A 15338-nucleotide genomic window follows, 5' to 3' on the forward strand; every position below is an offset into this window, starting at 1 on the left:
CCCGCCGCGGCGGCGCGTCAGCTACGCAGGTGCGACGCACCGTTCAGGTCGAGGACGGCGCCCGACGCCCACTGCGAGCGAGGTGAACTGAGGTACACCACGGCATCCGCCACTTCTTCCGGGGTCGCGACGCGGCCGAACGGACTCTGATCCCGGATGCCATCGCCCGCCGCACCGGCCAGCTTCTCCTGCTGCCGGTCGGTGCTCACGAAGCCGGGCGCGACGCTCGTCACGGCGATGCCGTGCGGGGCGAGCGCGACGGCGAGGGACTGGCCCATCGCGTGCAGGCCGGCCTTCGCGGCGCCGTAGGCGGGGAACTCGGGTTCGCCGCGGAAGGCGCCGCGCGAGCCGACGTTCACGATGGATCCGGGAAGACCACGTTCGATGAGCGAACGCGCCACGAGGAAGGCCATGTTGGCCGGGGCGCGCAGGTCGACATCGACCATCTGCTGCCAGACGGTGTGCCAGGCGGCGTAGTCGACGGTGGCGATGGGATGCGAGGTCGAGGCGTTCGGCGCGAGGGCGGCGTTGTTGACGAGCACGTCGATCCGGCCGAAGGCTCCGAGCACCTCGTTCACGACGCGCTCCGCGGTCGCGGGATCCGTGAGATCGCCGCCGACGACGACATGCCCCTCGCCGTGCAGGGATGCGAGCGTCTCGAGCGCGGCATCCCGATCCTGCCCGTAATGGACGGCGACGCGGTCGCCCCGCTCGCTGAGGGCGATGGCGACGGCCCGGCCGATCCCGCGGGAGGCGCCGGTGACGAGGGAGAACAGCATGTGCTCATCCTCGTCGATGCGCCGAGCGTCCGGGCGGCGACGCGAAACGGCGACGCCGCCCGAACTGTCCGGGGCTCACACGTCGGGGGTGATGACCGGTCACGTCCGACGTGGAGCACTCACGTTACGTCGCACCGGGCGTGCGTCACCCGGCTTGACGAGCTCCCCCGGCAGGTGCGGGGAGGCGGGTTCGGGGCGCATCCGGCAGCTTGGGGCGGATTCGGCACCTTGGGGCAGGAAATTCACGCCCCAAACCGCGAAACCCGCCCCAAAGCGAAGGAACCGGGCGCTCACGGCGACTTCGGAGTACGAGTTCCCGCCGCGGCGCTCCTCGCCGCGCGTTCGGGGCGGCCCCGCCGGTTCGGGGCGGGTTCCGCACCTTGGGGCGGGAAATTCACGCCCCGAGCGGCAAAACCTGCCCCAACCCGAAGGAACCCGGGTCAGGCGCGGGTGAAGCCGTCGAGGTCGGGGTCCCAGAAGGCGTCGGGGTTGTCGGTGTCCACCGTCTGCTCGTGCGCGATCGCCGGCGCCTGGGGGAAGCGCTTGTGCTGCCGCAGTTCTTCGGCGGCCCACCCGAAATCGGGCTCGTCGCCGGTCCAGTCGTGCGCCGGAGCGCTCAGCACGTCGTTGCCGACGCCGATGACGAGCTCGGCCTCTTCGGTGTCGCCCGCGTCGGTGACGATCGGGATGCTCACCGCCTCGGCCTGCCCGTCGGCGGCGATGGATGCCGTCAGCTGCACGAGCGCCTCGGCGACGTCGTCGGTCGTGGTCACGGTCTCGCCGGCGTACGTTACACATCGCATCCCTTCATGGTGGGGGTGAGCACACCGCGCAGGGGGCCGCTTGCCCCGCAGGCCTCCGCTCGGCTAGGGGTCGATGTCGGGAGTACGCGCTAGGTTGCCAGACACGACGAAGAGGAGCGCAATCAGTGGCTGACATCCCCGAGCTCATCGTCGCCGACGCGGAGCGGTGGCGGGCGTGGCTCGATCAGAACGAGAGCGCCAGCGACGGTGTGCGGCTCGTCCTGGCGAAGAAGGGCACGACGGTCCCCACGACCCTCACCTACGCCGAGGCGCTCGACGAGGCGCTGTGCAGCGGATGGATCGACGGCCGCCGGCAGTCTCGGGATGCCACGACCTTCTGGCAGCATTTCACCCCGCGCCGCTCGCGGTCGCTGTGGTCGACACGCAACGTCGACATCGTGGCCCGACTCAGCGAGGACGGGCGCATTCGTCCGCGGGGGGCCGACGAGATCGCGAAGGCCCAGGCCGACGGACGGTGGGAGCGGGCCTACGCCGGCCCCGCGACGATCGAGGTTCCACCCGACCTGCAGGCTGCTCTCGACGCCGCGCCGGCGGCTGCCCGCGCCTTCGCCGCCCTGAACAAGACGCAGCGCTACTCGGTACTCCACCCGGTGGTCACCGCCGCGAACGACAGCGTGCGTGCGGCACGCATCGCACGGCACATCGAGCGGCTGGAGGCGCTCGACGCCGCGACCGGGGAGGGCGCCTGACTTTCCGACGCTCCCCCGCGCCGGGCGCCGCGTCGCGAAGGACGGGCGACCGATACAGGCCCGGCCCCGCCCGAACGGGCGAGAATGGGCTCATGCGCGCGCGTCGATCGGTGAGCCTGGGGATCGTGGCATCCCTCCTCGCGGGGCTCGTCGCCTGCTCCGCCCCGAACTCGGGCGCGGCGCCGTCTGCGCCCGCCGCCGCCGTCGACGGGCCCGTCGTGGCCTTCTACGGAGACTCGTACACGCGCGGGACGGGCGCGAGTTCGCCCGAGAAGCGCTGGTCGACCATCGTGTCGGCCGAGCGCGGCTGGCAGGAGATCAACCGCTGCGAGAACGGCCTCGGCTTCGTCAACCGCCGCGCCTCGATGGGCGCGGGCCTGAACGACATCCCGACGCTGATCGTCGCCGACGACCCCGACATCGTGTTCGTGACGATGGGGCTCAACGACAACTTCAGCTACGACAGCGCCGCCGACGACATCCGCGCCGCCATCGACAGCGACCTGCAGCGCCTGCGCGACGGCCTGCCCGAGGCGCGCATCATCGTCGTCGAGCCGTTCTGGTACACCGACGATCGCCCCGCCTCGGTCGACATCATCGCGGGATGGGTCGAGGCCGCCGCCGAACGCATCGACGCCGACCACATCGAGGGCACCAGCCACTGGCTCGACGGGCATTATGCCGACTCCGCCGACAGCTGGATGGCATCCGACGGCCTCCACCCGAACGACACCGGCTACGCCGAGATGGCGGAACGGATGGATGCCGCGCTGCGCGCCCTCGACCCGCCTCTCTGACGGGCGCCCCGCCCCCGGCGCACGGCGGAACCGACTCGACGCGCCGGAAGCAGATGCCGCGAGGCGCGGGCTGAACGAGCGTGAGGACTACGTCCGCCGAGGACGCCGCGACGGCCGGCCACTGAGCGTCCATACCGCCGTCGCCGAAAGCATCAGCAGCGCCAGGATGCCCGTGACATGCAGCCCGAGAGAGGGGAGCCCCCGCGACGGCAGCAGGAAGCCGTACGGTACCCATCCATCCGTCGCACCGCGGATCAGCACCACGGTGACCCAGGCGAGGGGGTACGGCAGCACCCACCACAGCCGCTTCCACGCAAGCCGCGGTCGATCCGGCGACAGGAGGACGTCGGCCAGAACGATCGCGGGGAAGACGACGTGCAGCACGACGCTGACCCACGGCGGCGCGGAACCCGTACCCGGCACGAGGACGTTGTAGACCACGGCCACGACGATCAAGCACGCCGCCCCGACGCCCCACCCCACCGTGAGCCACTCCGGTCGGCGACGGCCCGCGAGGGCGCACCCCCCGATGGCGACGAGCACGAGAGCGGTGAGCGAACTCGTCTGATTCGTGAAATACCCGAAGAAGTCGAAAGGATTCGCATCGCCCACGGCGATCCGCAGGGCGTACGCGAACAGCACCACGAGCAGGACCACCACGCCGACGACGACGCGAGCGAGCGGCAGCACGCGCCCCGTCGACCGGGGCGGCGCCGAGCGTACGGTCGAGACGGAGGTCACCTGGTCGACGTTACGCGGAGCCAGCCGGATGTTCTCGGAGACGTCCGGCGCCGCACCGACATCGCGCCTCGCGGCAGTCGGATCGCGAGCGTCGAAGGCGCTCGCGCGGGCGAGGCAGGCCCATCAGCCCCGCCATCGCGGCAGGTCAGGCGCCGAGGGTCTCACGACCGCGAACTGGAAACCTCACCTCTTCCGCCGCGACACCTCAGGCGTCGACGGTCGTGCGCGCGCGGAACCACACGGTCAGTTCCCTGACCGCGCGGATGCTGGCATCGTCGTCGTCGGACTCCAGGTCGGCGAACGTGTCGCGGAAACCCTCGGGCGGCGGGGAGGAGGGGACACCGATGGGCTCGTACCCCATCGTCCACTCCGAGAACCGTCGCTCGTCGAGCTGCTCGGTGAGCAGCACCCGCACGTCGGTGTGCCGCGGGTCGCATCGGATCTTCGTCATGAGCTCGTCAACGGCATCCTGAGACCCCTCGAGCACCTGGAAGAACCGCCCACGCCGGTACAGCAGCATGCCGGTGAGGTCGTGCTCGTGGTTGGACGCGCGGCTCTGCGCGAGCAGGGCGGTGAGCGCGGCGTCGTCGAACGACTCGGCAGCCGTGCTGACGTACGAGACCGACACCAGGGGTGTGCTCATGCGACCGCGCTCCCGTCGTCGGCCGAACGGGGCGCGGGCACGCGCACCTGCTCGAGGGTGATCGGCGCGTCGTGCGGCGGCTGTGCGTTCGTGACGGCGGCCATGGCCTCGGTGAGTGCCGGGAAGCGGCCGACCACGCGCGCGTGGCCGTCGTGCGCGAGATAGACGCCGTCGTGCTGACGATCGATGTAGCCGAGAAATACTCCGCTGCGGCTGCCGACATGGAAGCCCTCTTCGACGCGAGCCCAGACGACTCCCGCTCCGGGCTGTTCGGGAGACACCATGGTCGCCCTCCTTACACCCGCGATGGAACCGGGCAGAAGTGACCGTACCCGGGCCCTCCGACATCGAGCCGCCCTTGACAGATCCGCGGCTGCACGCCGCGGCATCCGGCCCGCAGTCGGTGGGGCTCAGCCGATGGCGGCGCGGATCTGGGCGGCGTCGTCGGTGCCGCTCGCCTCGGCGATGCGGCCGTGCTCCACGCGCCACATCGCGAAGGATGCGATGCTCACGCGTCGTCGCGTGGCGGCGATGTGCGCGAACACGCCGGTGTGGGTCCCGCCGCCGCGCAGGTGCACCGCGAGGCGGTCGTCCTCGACGAGCAGCTGGATGCGCTTCCACTGCCAGTCGGGAAACCCGTGCAGCAGGTCGGCGTACTCCTCGATCCAGGCGTCGGCGCCGGCGGGCAGGTGCGCGCGACGGACGTCGGGCTGCAGGAAGCCGCGCAGGTCGTCGAGATCGTGCCGGTTCAACGCGTCGAGCACGTCGGCGAACCACTCGCGCGTCTCCCAGGGCTCCACTCCCCCATTATCGACGGCGACAGCGGGAAGCGATCCGCCGTCGTCGGCGCGTGCGCGCGACGTGCGCGGTGGCGATCGGACACTCGGTGACGCCTCATGTCGAAGCACACGTCAGGGGGGTCCCCGTCTAACACATCGCCCCCGCCACCGCCGCCCCCTCGGCCGTTCCCGTCCCGGCGTGACACCGTGGCGCACATGGCATCCCCCCTCGCCCTGCTCCGTGACGACTCGCTCTCGCTCCTCCTCCGCGGCTACGGCTTCGGCGCGCATCTATGGCGGCGCGCCGACAGAGGTGCACGTGCGGTGCCGTTCCGCCTGCTCGGGCGCGAGGCCCTGTTCGTGCGCGGCGAAGAGGGCGTGCGCGTCTTCTACGACGAATCGCTCGTGCGACGGCACGGGGCGATGCCGGCGTTCATCCAGGAGTCGCTGTTCGGCCACGGCTCGGTGCACAGCCTCGACGGTGAGGAGCACCGTCACCGCAAGGCCACCTTCGTCGACGTGCTCTACGACGACGCCGAGGTGCAGCGGCTGCTGCCCGAGCTCGAGGGGCAGTGGCAGGGCGAGCTCGACGCGTGGGTCGCGGGCGGCGAGCGCTCGGCCTACGAGGCGGCCGTCGGAGCGCTCGGTCGCGCGATCATGCGGTGGGCAAGCATCCCGGGCACCGCGGCCGCCCAGACGCGGTGGGCGAAGCGTCAAGCGCAGATCGTCGACGGCTTCGGCGTGCCCTACTCCCCCGAGTTCGCCCTCGCCCTCGTCAACCGCGCGTGGTCCGACCGGCATGCTGCCGAGCTGATCGAGGCCGTGCGCACCGGCACGCTGCGACCCGCCGAGGGCACCGCCCTGCACGCGTGGGCGCACCATCGCGACCAGGGCGGTGAGCTGCTGCCCGCGAAGCGCGCGGGGGTCGAGCTGCAGAACAGCTTCCGGCCGATGATCGCCGTCTCGCGCTTCGTCGCCTTCGCCGCGAAGGAGCTGCACGACCGCCCCGAATGGCGCGAGCGCATCGCCGCGGAGACCGCCCAGCGGGGATCGCTCGTCGGCGGGCCGCTCGCCACGGCCTTCGCGCAGGAGATCCGTCGCACCGCCCCCTTCGTGCCGATGCTGCCCGCCTGGGCAGAGACCGACGTCGAGGTCGACGGTGAGCGGGTGCCCGCGGGCGGCCGGGTCGTGCTCGACATCCTCGGCACCGACACCGACACCCGGGAGTGGGAGCGGCCGTCGCAGTTCGCCCCCGAGCGCTTCGTCGGCGTCGACGACTACGAGGCGCTGCACGCCTTCGTCCCCCACGGCGGGGGCGACGTGCGCACCGGCCACCGTTGTCCCGGTGAGAAGCTCGCGATCGCCGGGCTGGCGGCATCCATCGCCGTCCTCAGCGACCCGCGCCTGCGCATCTCGGGCCACGGCCTCGACGTGAACCGGCGACGGATGCCGACCAAGCCCCGCTCCGGCGGACGGGTGCGCCGCGCCGATGCGCCGTCGGGCTGTCCGTTCCACCGCGGCTCGCGCTGACATCGGCGGCGGCGCCCGTCTTGGTCGGCGGAGTTGTCCACAGACGCGGCGAGGCGACGTGTCCACCACCGTGCGAACGCTTCGCCGGATCGTGGGCCGGCCGAAGGCGCGGAATTACGCGCGTGTAGTTTCGAAGTTCCCATCGAATGAGCGAGTCTTCCCACACACTGTGCACAGCGCTCAGCGGGTTTCGCACACGATTCCACAGAGTTATCCACAGCCTGTGGGAAGAACCGCCGTACGTGCGTGCGTCATTCGCTCCCGGCCCGCTCCGATGGCCTTCCGCGACCCGAGACGCGCCTCACACGCGAGCCGCGCGCGTGGCCGCCAGCTGCTCGGCCAGGTGCCGGGCGCCGCGCACGGCGATGGCGACGCTCGTCAGGGTGGGGTTCATCGTGTTGGCGGTGGGGATGAGGGCGTTGCCGCCGACCACGAGGTTGTCGAAGCCCCAAACCCGCGAGTACGGATCGGCGACCGAGACCGCGGGGTCGGTGCCCATTCGCATGGTGCCCATGAAGTGCAGGCTCGAGCCGAAGGGGAGCAGGCGCGGCTCAGCGATGAACGTGCCGAGCGCGCTCCCCGCTCGGCGCAGCAGTGCGGTCGCCTCCTCGATCTCCCGCTCCTCGTCGGCGTCGAGCGCGTAGTCGATCGTGAAGTTCGGAAGCCCGCGGTAGTCGACCTCGTCGTCGGAGAAGGTTGCGCCGTCTTCGACACGGGGGAACTTGCGCACGCCGTAGCCCATGTTGACGTACCCCCAGCGGTTGCCCGACGCCGGGTGGTCGCTCGGCAGGGGGAACGGCGGCGTCTCGGCGTACATGATCTGGGCGGAGTAGGGGTGATCGGGCTCGGAGAAGGGGATGCGATTGACCGCCGCGACCGGATCGGTGGGGTTCTTCGCCCGACGCGCCAGCTCGGCGCTCAGCTCGTCGTCCGAGACGAGGTCGGCCATGCGGTCGCCGTCGAGCGCCACCGTGCTGATGACCACGTGGTGTTCGGTGAGGTAGCGCCCGAGGGGCGCGGGGCGGATGCCGGAGGCGAAGAGCAACTGCGGCGAGCGGAACGCGTCGGCCGCGACCACGACGGCATCCGCTTCGACGATCGACTGCTCGCCGGTGCGCAGGTCTTCGATCACGACCCCCCGCACGTGCGCGCCGTCGTGCTCGATGTGCCGGACCAGCGTGAGGTCGCGCAGCTCGAAACGGGCGGCGGTGTCGCTCCCCTGGTCGAGAAGCGGGCCGAGAACGGTGTCGGCGCCGGCCCAGCGCATGGTGCCGTCGGGCTGGGGGTCGCCGGCGACGGGTAGGGTGCTCACGCCGTATCCGTCGGGCAGCTCGTCGCCGAACTCGCGCGAGAGGAGCTCGCGGATGGCGGCTCCGACGGGCGAGTCCGAGAAGGCGGCGCTCTGCTTGTGCAGGAGTCCCTCGGCGGTGGAGATGAGATCCTCCCACTCCCCATCGGGGATGACGTCGATCATCTCGCTGAAGGCCGGACGCGGGATCGCGCAGGTCCAGTGGGCTCCCTGACCGCCGACATTCGTCGCGGCCGCGGCCGCGGGGAAGTTCGATGCGTGCGCCGACCCCTCACCGCCGAAGTCCAGCAGGTGCGTTCCCTGGCGGGCGGTGAACATGCCCTCGACGACCGCCCCGGCGGGGATGCCGAGCGAGGCCCGGAACTCCCCCGCCTGCGGTCCCTGCGAACGCTCGCGCGCGCGGGCCTTCTCGTCGGGATCGGTGATGTTGCGCACACTTTGGCCGGGACGCTCGGTGACCTGCGGGCCGGCCTCGAACATCACGACTCGCGCGTCGGGCAGCGCTTCCAGCAGCAGTCGCGCATACGTGGCTCCGACGGGGCCGCTGCCGACGACGGCGACGACGGGGGTGTCGCTCATGATTTCTCCTTCGTTGTTCACAGCGATGGCAAGCAGGTGGTCACGCCGGTTGACGGTCGACTGGTTCGGGCAGCGGGGCCGGCATCTCATCCGACAGACGCTCCGCGGGAAGCAGCAGCGCGATGACCACTCCGCACGCGTAGACGAGGGCGAGCCCCAGGAAGACGGGCGCGAACACGTCGTGGTAAACGAGCCCGACCTGCGCCTGCAGCGCCTCGGGTGTCGACCGGACCGCCGCCGGCGTGAGGGTGGCGGCATCCAGTCCCGATGGAAGAGCGGCCGCGACCGAGAAGCCGACCACGCCGCCGACGACCGCGGTGCCCACGGCCGCTCCCACCTGTCGCACGAGGTTCGTGGTCGCGGTGACCGCCCCCAGATCGTCTCGGGAGGCGGCGCTCTGCACGACCGCAAAGATGAGGTTGGTGAACGCTCCGGTGCCGATGCCGACCGCAGCCATGACCGCCATCGGCGCCCACAGCGGAACCCCCGCCGGAAGAAGCGCCATCGTGAACAGGCCGGCCGCGGCGAGCGCGGTGCCCGTCACGGGGTAGAGCCGGTACCGCCCCGAGCGACTGACCAGCCACCCGGTGAGCAGACTGCTGACGAGCATGCCGAGCACGGTCGCCACCGGCACGAGACCCGAGACCGTCGCGCTGGTGCGATACGCCATCTGCACGTAGGTGGGGATGTACGCGACCACCGAGAACAGGCCCGCACCGACGACGAGCGAGAGTCCGAGGCAGACGAGGATGGTGCGGTTGCGGAGGATCCGCGGGGGAAGGATGGGCGCGAGGGCGCGACGCTCGATCACGACGAGGGCCAGGATGCCGAGGGCCGCCGCCACCGCGCAGACGATCGCCGCGGGACGCAGGGTCTCGTCGCCCATCCAGGTGACCGCGAGGATGAGCGCCAGGAGCGAGCCGGTGAAGACGAGCGAGCCGGGCACGTCGAAGCGCGGATGGGCGCCGCCCGGCAGGCGCGGAATCGCCGTGAGCGCGAGGACGAGTGCGACGAGCCCCACCGGGATGTTGATCCAGAACACCCACGGCCAGCTCGAATAGTCGGTGATGAGGCCGCCGACCACGGGGCCGACGACGATGGCGACCGGGAAGGCCGCGCCGATCACGGCCATGTAGCGGGGTCGCTGGCGGGGGGTGGTGACCCGGGCGACGATGGTCTGCGACATCAGCTGCAGCCCCGCCGACCCGAGTCCCTGGAGCACGCGCGCGGCGATGAGCCACCCCAGGTCGGGCGCGAAGCCGCAGGCGAGCGAGGCCACCAGGAACATCACGAGCGAGACGACGAAGACGCGGCGCGGGCCGACGACGTCTCCGAGCTTGCCGAGTACGGGGAGCATCACCGTGGCCGCGAGCGTGTAGCCGACCATGATCCAGCTCATGTGCTCGAGCGCACCGAGGTCGCCGGCGATGGTGGCGAGCGAGGTGGAGACGACGGTGTGGTCGAGGGCGCCGAGGAACGACACCGCGAGCAGGGCCGCGACGAGGACGCGCACGCGCGTAGGAGAGAGAGTCATGCGTGGGGCGCCCGTACGACCGGGCGATCGACGCGACCGTGTGTGCCGCTCCGGCTCCCTCACCGGGCGAACGGACTCGATGAGCCCCGACGTCCCCGCCATCATACCCGACTTTTGTCGGTTTCGAACATTACCGGAGCGCATTCGACAGAACCGTCGCGGCCCCCGACAGCGTCTGCCCCCCGTCGACGCCGATCTCGGCCCCGGTGAGGAACGCCGCGGCATCCGAGAGCAGGAAGGCGACGATGCCGGCGACCTCGGTCACGGCACCCGCTCGTCCCAGAGGGATCACCGACTCGTTCGCCGAGCGGAAGGCGGGCGGCGCACCGGCCGTCATGGCGGTGTCGATGAAACCGGGGTGTACGAGATTGACCCGGATACCGCGGGGTCCGAGCTCGGTGACGCAAGCATGCGTGAGCCCGCGCAGAGCCCACTTGCTGGCCGTGTAGGCCGCGGTGTAATGCCCGGTCAGGCCCGCGACCGAGCCGATGTTGACGATCGAGGACCCGGCATCCATCAGTGGAAGAAGCGCCTGGATGCCGAGCATCGCTCCCGTGACGTTGACCGCGAAGACGCGATCCCAGTCGTCGCGAGCGAGGGCGCCGATGCGCGCGCGGTGCGTGATGCCGGCGTTGTTGACGAGGCCGCGGACGCGGCGGCCCGCGAGGGACGCGGCGAGGGTCGTCCAGTCCTCCTCCGACGAGACGTCGAGGCGGCGGTAGGTGATGGCGCTCGAGGCGACGAGCGCCGGGGCGTCGGCAGACACATCGACGGCGATCACCTCGGCGCCCGCCCGCGCCAGGACCAGCGCCTCCTCAGCCCCCTGGCCGCCGGCGGCGCCCGTGACGACGAAGAGGTGCCCGGCGAGGCCGGGCACGTCCGCGTCGGCGGCGGCCGAGACCGCGCCGGCGCCGCTCATCTGCTCCGCGCCCGAGACCGCTGCCGCGCTCGCAGAACCGGCGGCGCCGCCACCCTCTCCCCCACGACGTTGACGATCTCACCCACGCCCTCGATCACGAGGCGCACCTCATCGCCCGGTTCGAGCGGTCGCGGGTTGAGACCGCCGCGGCGGCCCCACAGCTCGCCGAGGCAGCCGCCGTTCCCCACCGTGCCCGAGCCGAGGACGTCGCCCGGAACGACCACGGAGTTGCGCGCGGCGTAAGCCACGAGCTCGGGGAACGGCCAGCCCATGTTCGACACGAGGTCGTGGCCGACCAGCTCGCCGTTCACGAAGAGCTCGGCGCGCACGGCGAGGAAGCCGTCGGCGTCGACGAACGGCTCCAGCTCATCGGCTGTGACGATCCACGGCCCGAGCGTCATCGCGAAGTCCTTGCCCTTCGCGGGCCCGAGCCGCACCTTCATCTCGCGCGACTGCAGATCACGGGCCGACCAGTCGTTCATCACGGTGTAGCCGAAGATGTGGGATGCCGCGGTCTCGGCATCCAGGTTCTCGCCGTCGGAGCCCGGTACGGCGCCGATCACGACGGCGAGCTCGAGCTCCACGTCGAGTCGCCGGGTCTCGGGAATCGCGACGACATCACCGGTCGCCCGGACGGTGTGCGGGTTGGTGAAGTAGAACGTCGGCGCCTCGTACCACTCGGGCACGACCTCGCTCTTGCCGTCGACCGACGCGCTCACGCCCTCGACGTGCTCCTCGAACGCCACGAAGTCCCGGATGGATGCGGGCACGAGGGGAACGAGCAGACGCACCTCGGCGAGCGGGCGAGCCAGGCTCGTATCGCGGCGCCGGAACAGCTCGCCGGCGGCTTCGAGCCCCTGCGCCAACACCTCGGCCACCCTCAGCCCGTCCGGGAAGGGGATGACCTGGGAGCCGTCGACGAACCCCTCGCCCACGTCGGCACCGTCGGCCCAGCGCGCGATCCTCACGCGTGCACCCGGGTGCGCAGCAACTCGGCCGCATTCGCGCCCAGGATACCGGTCACCTCGGCATCCGACAGTCCCGCGCCCCGCACGAAGGCGACGGGCTCGTCGAGACCCATGTCGAACGGGAAGTCGCTGCCGAGCAGCACCCGGTCGGCTCCCGCCGCCTCGACGAGCCAGCGCAGTGCGCGCTCGTCGTGCACGACGGTGTCGAACCAGATCCTCGACAGGTAGGACGAGGGCGCGTGCGCGCAGCCCCGGGCCTCCGGCCGCACCTTCCACGCGCGGTCGGAGCGACCGATGGCCGTCGGCAAGTAGCCGCCGCCGTGCGCGGCGACGAGACGGAGTTCCGGATGCCGGTCGAGCACGCCCGCGAAGATGACGTGCGACAGCGCGACCGCGTTCTCGGTGGGCTGGCCGACGGTGTTGGAGAGGTAGAACCGGTCGAGACGCTCATCGAGCGAGCAGCCGAAGGGGTGCAGGAAGACCACCGCGCGCAGCTCGGCCGCTCGCGCCCAGAAGGGCTCGAGACGTTCGTCGCTCAGCTCGACATCGCCGGCGAACGACGAGATCTCCACTCCCGCGAGACCGCGACCGAGAACGGCGTCGTCGAGCGCGTCGACGGCCAGGTGCGGGTGCTGCATGGGGACGACTCCGAGGCCGACGAGACGGTCGGGCGCCTGGGCGACATGGTCGGCGATGAGGCGGTTGACCTCGCCCGTCACCCACGTCGCGAGTCCCTCGTTCGCCCACGGGTAGAAGTGGTTCGGGGAGGGGCTCACCCACTGACGGTCGACGCCCTGCGCGTTCATTGCCTCGAGGCGCGCGCGCACGTCGGTCAGGCGCGGGAAGCGCTCGCCGATCATGCGGCCCGAAGCCTGCAGGCTCGCGAGCCCGTTGCGCGTCAGCTCGAGGTCGGCCGCGGCCTGCACCTCGTCGGGCACGCGGCGTTCGACCTCGGCGTGCAGCCCCGGCATGAGCAGGTGGGCGTGCACGTCGGTGATCTCGCTCGTTCGCGACGCCCCGTGATCGCCCGTGACGGGTGCGGTGCCGTCGACGACGCCGGTCATGCGCGGGCCGCCGTCAGCTGCGCCACACCGAACATCAGGCCGCCCATGTCGGCGTCGCGGACGCCGTCGAGCTGCCACTGGCCGAGCTGCACCGAGGCGTCGACGATGGCCTTCGCCCGCGCCACCCGGCGCTCGTGGAACGCGTCCCACAGCGCCTGGTCGACGGCATCCCGTGTCACCAGCAGCTCACTCAGCACCGCCGCGTCTTCGAGGCCCTGCGCCGCGCCCTGCGCGATGGTGGGCGGGCAGCTGTGGGCGGCGTCGCCGATGACCACGGCGCGACCGCGGTTCCAGGGGGCCTCGACGAGGTGCCGGGTGAACCACGTGTAGTTCGCGTCGGCGCCGGCCTCGATGTCGGCGCGGATGTGGTTCCACGGACCGTCGTACGCGCGCGACTGCTCGACCATGATGCGCCGGGCCTCGTCGGGCGAGACGTGCGAGCGGTCCTGCGCGGCCTCGACGAGGAAGGCGTACATCGTGTCGTCGCCCGTGGGCGTGTAGCCCGCGATGTACATCGGGCCGCCGTAGTAGAGCTCGCTGCGGTCGACGTCGGGGGGCAGGGACACGAAGGTGCGCCAGATGCCCATCCCGGTCTGCTCGGGGCTGACCTGGATGCCGATCATCTCGCGCACGGCCGAGTGAAGGCCGTCGGCGCCGACGAGGAGGTCGAAGGTGCCCGCGGGCTGCCCGTCGACCTCGACCGCGACGGTGTCGTCGGTCTGCGAGACGCCCGTGACGCGGGTGCCGAAGTGCACGCGCGCGCCCGACCGCTCGGCTTCGGCCAGCAGGATCCGGGCCAAGTCGGGCCGTGACATCCCCATCGTGGAGGGGTAGTCGGGGCCGCCGGTCTTGAGGTCGGGCAGGGCCGCGACGACCGGGGCTCCCGGTCCCGGGGCACGCAGGTTGAGCCCCTCGAAGGCCTTGCCCGCGGCCGCGACCTCGTCCCAGACGCCGAGCTCGTCGAAGACGCGCAGAGCGTTGCCCTGCAGGGTGATGCCCGAGCCGCGCGTGGTGAGCGCGGGCTGGGCGTCGTAGAGATCGACCTCGACACCGGCCTTCGCGAGGAAGATGGCGGTGGCCAGGCCCGCGACGCCGGCTCCGGCGATCGCGACTTTCTGAACGGCGGTCATGTCAGAACCTCTCTGTTCTGGGGGACGGGGGTTAGAGAAGGGCCAGCGGGTTCACCGGGGAGCCGACGGCACCGGTGATGGGCAACGGCGGAGCCGCGAGGAAGAACTCCCAGCGTCGCGCATCGGCGCAGGCCGAGGCGAGGGCGTCCAGATTCCACATCTCGCCGATGGTGAGCCCGAGGTTGGGGATGACGACCTGGTGCAACGGCTGGAACGCCGGCACGTCGAACTCGTTCGGCCGCACCTCGAACCCCCACGTGTCGGTCGCGATCGCGGCGATCTCGGTACGGTGCAGCCACCCGGCCGTCGTGAGCGAGAGGCCGGGAGCGGGACCCCCGGCGTAGTCGCCCCAGCCCTCTCGGTGAGCGCGCGTGTAGTGGCCGGTGCGCACGAGCACGATGTCGCCGCGCGACACCTCGACGCCCTCGGCCGCGGCGCAGGCCTCGAGATCGGCGACGGTGATCGCGTACCCGTCGGCGAGCTCACCCGTGTCCGGCGCGAGGTGGCGGCCCATGTCGAGCAGCACCCCGCGCGAGACGATGACGGATGCCGCGTGCTCGATGCCGGTGACCAGGTCGCCGTCGCTCGTGACGACGTCTCCCGCGCGCCGGCCGTTCCACGCGAAGCCGTGGTCGAAGATGTGGCCCAGGCCGTCCCACTGCGTGGAGCACTGCAGCGGCATCGAGATGACGTCATCCGCCCCGCCGATGCCGTGCGGGAATCCCTGATTGCCGCGCTCGGCATCCGTTCCCGTGTCGGTCATCGTGTGCACCGGGTTGGTGCGTCGACGCCAGCCCTTTTGCGGCCCGTCGGTGTCGAAACGCTGCGAGAGCGAGATGGAGACGCCGTCGCGCACGAGGGCGGCGGCCTGACGGCGCTTGTCGGCGTCGATGAAGTTGAGCGTTCCGAGCACGTCGTCCTCGCCCCACCGCCCCCAATTGCGGTAGGCCTCGGCGCGCGCGGCGATCTCGGTCTCGGGGTTTTGACGGTCGAGATCGGCCGGGTCCTCCGACGGCAGGAATTCCTGGGCGTCGGGTCCCTGAGCCTGTCGAA

The 15338-nt window shown here is 71.5% G+C and carries 16 protein-coding genes; 3 read left to right on the top strand and 13 right to left on the bottom strand.

Going from position 1 to position 15338, the window contains the following annotated elements; genetic code table 11:
* Nucleotides 1-17: 17 nt before the first annotated feature.
* Together AS029_RS06410 and AS029_RS06415 are read right to left on the bottom strand one after the other, a co-directional pair.
* Nucleotides 18-779, bottom strand: a complete 762-nt coding sequence (locus AS029_RS06410; RefSeq protein WP_058231771.1) for an SDR family NAD(P)-dependent oxidoreductase — start codon at nt 777-779, stop codon at nt 18-20.
* 440 nt (nt 780-1219) lie between these two features.
* Nucleotides 1220-1552, bottom strand: a complete 333-nt coding sequence (locus AS029_RS06415; protein WP_228375896.1) for a hypothetical protein — start codon at nt 1550-1552, stop codon at nt 1220-1222.
* Nucleotides 1553-1707: 155 nt separating this feature from the next.
* Between AS029_RS06415 and AS029_RS06420 the strand changes: the two genes are divergently transcribed.
* Complete coding sequence (locus tag AS029_RS06420; protein ID WP_058231773.1) at nt 1708-2292, top strand: YdeI/OmpD-associated family protein; 585 nt, start codon at nt 1708-1710, stop codon at nt 2290-2292.
* A gap of 92 nt (nt 2293-2384) precedes the next feature.
* Nucleotides 2385-3089, top strand: coding sequence for an SGNH/GDSL hydrolase family protein (locus AS029_RS06425; protein WP_058231774.1), 705 nt, complete (start codon nt 2385-2387; stop codon nt 3087-3089).
* An 87-nt stretch (nt 3090-3176) separates the two neighbouring features.
* Here AS029_RS06425 and AS029_RS06430 read toward each other — a convergent pair whose 3' ends face one another.
* The 4 genes from AS029_RS06430 to AS029_RS06445 all read right to left on the bottom strand — a co-directional run bounded on the left by AS029_RS06430 (nt 3177) and on the right by AS029_RS06445 (nt 5273).
* Nucleotides 3177-3830, bottom strand: coding sequence for a Pr6Pr family membrane protein (locus AS029_RS06430; RefSeq protein WP_082642196.1), 654 nt, complete (start codon nt 3828-3830; stop codon nt 3177-3179).
* Between the two features lie 205 nt (nt 3831-4035).
* A complete protein-coding gene (locus AS029_RS06435; RefSeq protein ID WP_058231775.1) occupies nt 4036-4473 on the bottom strand; it encodes a BLUF domain-containing protein in 438 nt (145 codons plus the stop codon).
* Nucleotides 4470-4757, bottom strand: a complete 288-nt coding sequence (locus tag AS029_RS06440; protein ID WP_058231776.1) for a hypothetical protein — start codon at nt 4755-4757, stop codon at nt 4470-4472. Before AS029_RS06440 ends, AS029_RS06435 begins: the two co-directional genes overlap by 4 nt.
* Nucleotides 4758-4883: 126 nt before the next feature.
* Nucleotides 4884-5273: an ester cyclase gene (locus AS029_RS06445; RefSeq protein ID WP_058231777.1), complete on the bottom strand. Its 390-nt coding sequence runs from the start codon at nt 5271-5273 to the stop codon at nt 4884-4886.
* Nucleotides 5274-5468: 195 nt separating this feature from the next.
* On the opposite strand from AS029_RS06445, the gene AS029_RS06450 reads away from it, so the two are divergent.
* Nucleotides 5469-6782, top strand: coding sequence for a cytochrome P450 (locus AS029_RS06450; protein WP_058231778.1), 1314 nt, complete (start codon nt 5469-5471; stop codon nt 6780-6782).
* Between the two features lie 301 nt (nt 6783-7083).
* Here AS029_RS06450 and AS029_RS06455 read toward each other — a convergent pair whose 3' ends face one another.
* From AS029_RS06455 to AS029_RS06485, 7 genes are all read right to left on the bottom strand, one after another.
* On the bottom strand, nt 7084-8670 hold the full coding sequence (locus AS029_RS06455) for a GMC oxidoreductase (protein WP_058231779.1): 1587 nt from the start codon (nt 8668-8670) through the stop codon (nt 7084-7086).
* A 40-nt stretch (nt 8671-8710) separates the two neighbouring features.
* The gene (locus tag AS029_RS06460; protein ID WP_058231780.1) at nt 8711-10204 is read right to left on the bottom strand and encodes an MFS transporter; all 1494 of its coding nucleotides are present in this window, start codon (nt 10202-10204) and stop codon (nt 8711-8713) included.
* Nucleotides 10205-10334: 130 nt separating this feature from the next.
* Nucleotides 10335-11123, bottom strand: a complete 789-nt coding sequence (locus AS029_RS06465) for an SDR family NAD(P)-dependent oxidoreductase (protein WP_058231781.1) — start codon at nt 11121-11123, stop codon at nt 10335-10337.
* Nucleotides 11120-12091 (bottom strand): fumarylacetoacetate hydrolase family protein, encoded by a 972-nt coding sequence (locus AS029_RS06470; RefSeq protein ID WP_058231782.1) that lies wholly within the window; start codon nt 12089-12091, stop codon nt 11120-11122. Before AS029_RS06470 ends, AS029_RS06465 begins: the two co-directional genes overlap by 4 nt.
* A complete protein-coding gene (locus AS029_RS06475; protein WP_074615871.1) occupies nt 12088-13155 on the bottom strand; it encodes an amidohydrolase family protein in 1068 nt (355 codons plus the stop codon). Before AS029_RS06475 ends, AS029_RS06470 begins: the two co-directional genes overlap by 4 nt.
* The gene (locus AS029_RS06480) at nt 13152-14285 is read right to left on the bottom strand and encodes an FAD-dependent monooxygenase (RefSeq protein ID WP_058231783.1); all 1134 of its coding nucleotides are present in this window, start codon (nt 14283-14285) and stop codon (nt 13152-13154) included. Before AS029_RS06480 ends, AS029_RS06475 begins: the two co-directional genes overlap by 4 nt.
* A 31-nt stretch (nt 14286-14316) precedes the next feature.
* Nucleotides 14317-15303: a cyclase family protein gene (locus AS029_RS06485; protein ID WP_058232044.1), complete on the bottom strand. Its 987-nt coding sequence runs from the start codon at nt 15301-15303 to the stop codon at nt 14317-14319.
* Between the last annotated feature and the right edge of the window lie 35 nt (nt 15304-15338).

The sequence above is a fragment of the Microbacterium enclense genome, from assembly GCF_001456955.1.
GTDB lineage: Bacteria > Actinomycetota > Actinomycetes > Actinomycetales > Microbacteriaceae > Microbacterium > Microbacterium enclense.

Coding starts and splice junctions, on each gene's coding strand:
- AS029_RS06480 (WP_058231783.1), bottom strand. CDS start 14,285: ATGACCGCCGTTCAGAAAGTCGCGATCGCCGGAGCCGGCGTCGCGGGC.
- AS029_RS06425 (WP_058231774.1), top strand. CDS start 2,385: ATGCGCGCGCGTCGATCGGTGAGCCTGGGGATCGTGGCATCCCTCCTC.
- AS029_RS06475 (WP_074615871.1), bottom strand. CDS start 13,155: ATGACCGGCGTCGTCGACGGCACCGCACCCGTCACGGGCGATCACGGG.
- AS029_RS06460 (WP_058231780.1), bottom strand. CDS start 10,204: ATGACTCTCTCTCCTACGCGCGTGCGCGTCCTCGTCGCGGCCCTGCTC.
- AS029_RS06435 (WP_058231775.1), bottom strand. CDS start 4,473: ATGAGCACACCCCTGGTGTCGGTCTCGTACGTCAGCACGGCTGCCGAG.
- AS029_RS06455 (WP_058231779.1), bottom strand. CDS start 8,670: ATGAGCGACACCCCCGTCGTCGCCGTCGTCGGCAGCGGCCCCGTCGGA.
- AS029_RS06450 (WP_058231778.1), top strand. CDS start 5,469: ATGGCATCCCCCCTCGCCCTGCTCCGTGACGACTCGCTCTCGCTCCTC.
- AS029_RS06410 (WP_058231771.1), bottom strand. CDS start 779: ATGCTGTTCTCCCTCGTCACCGGCGCCTCCCGCGGGATCGGCCGGGCC.
- AS029_RS06440 (WP_058231776.1), bottom strand. CDS start 4,757: ATGGTGTCTCCCGAACAGCCCGGAGCGGGAGTCGTCTGGGCTCGCGTC.
- AS029_RS06465 (WP_058231781.1), bottom strand. CDS start 11,123: ATGAGCGGCGCCGGCGCGGTCTCGGCCGCCGCCGACGCGGACGTGCCC.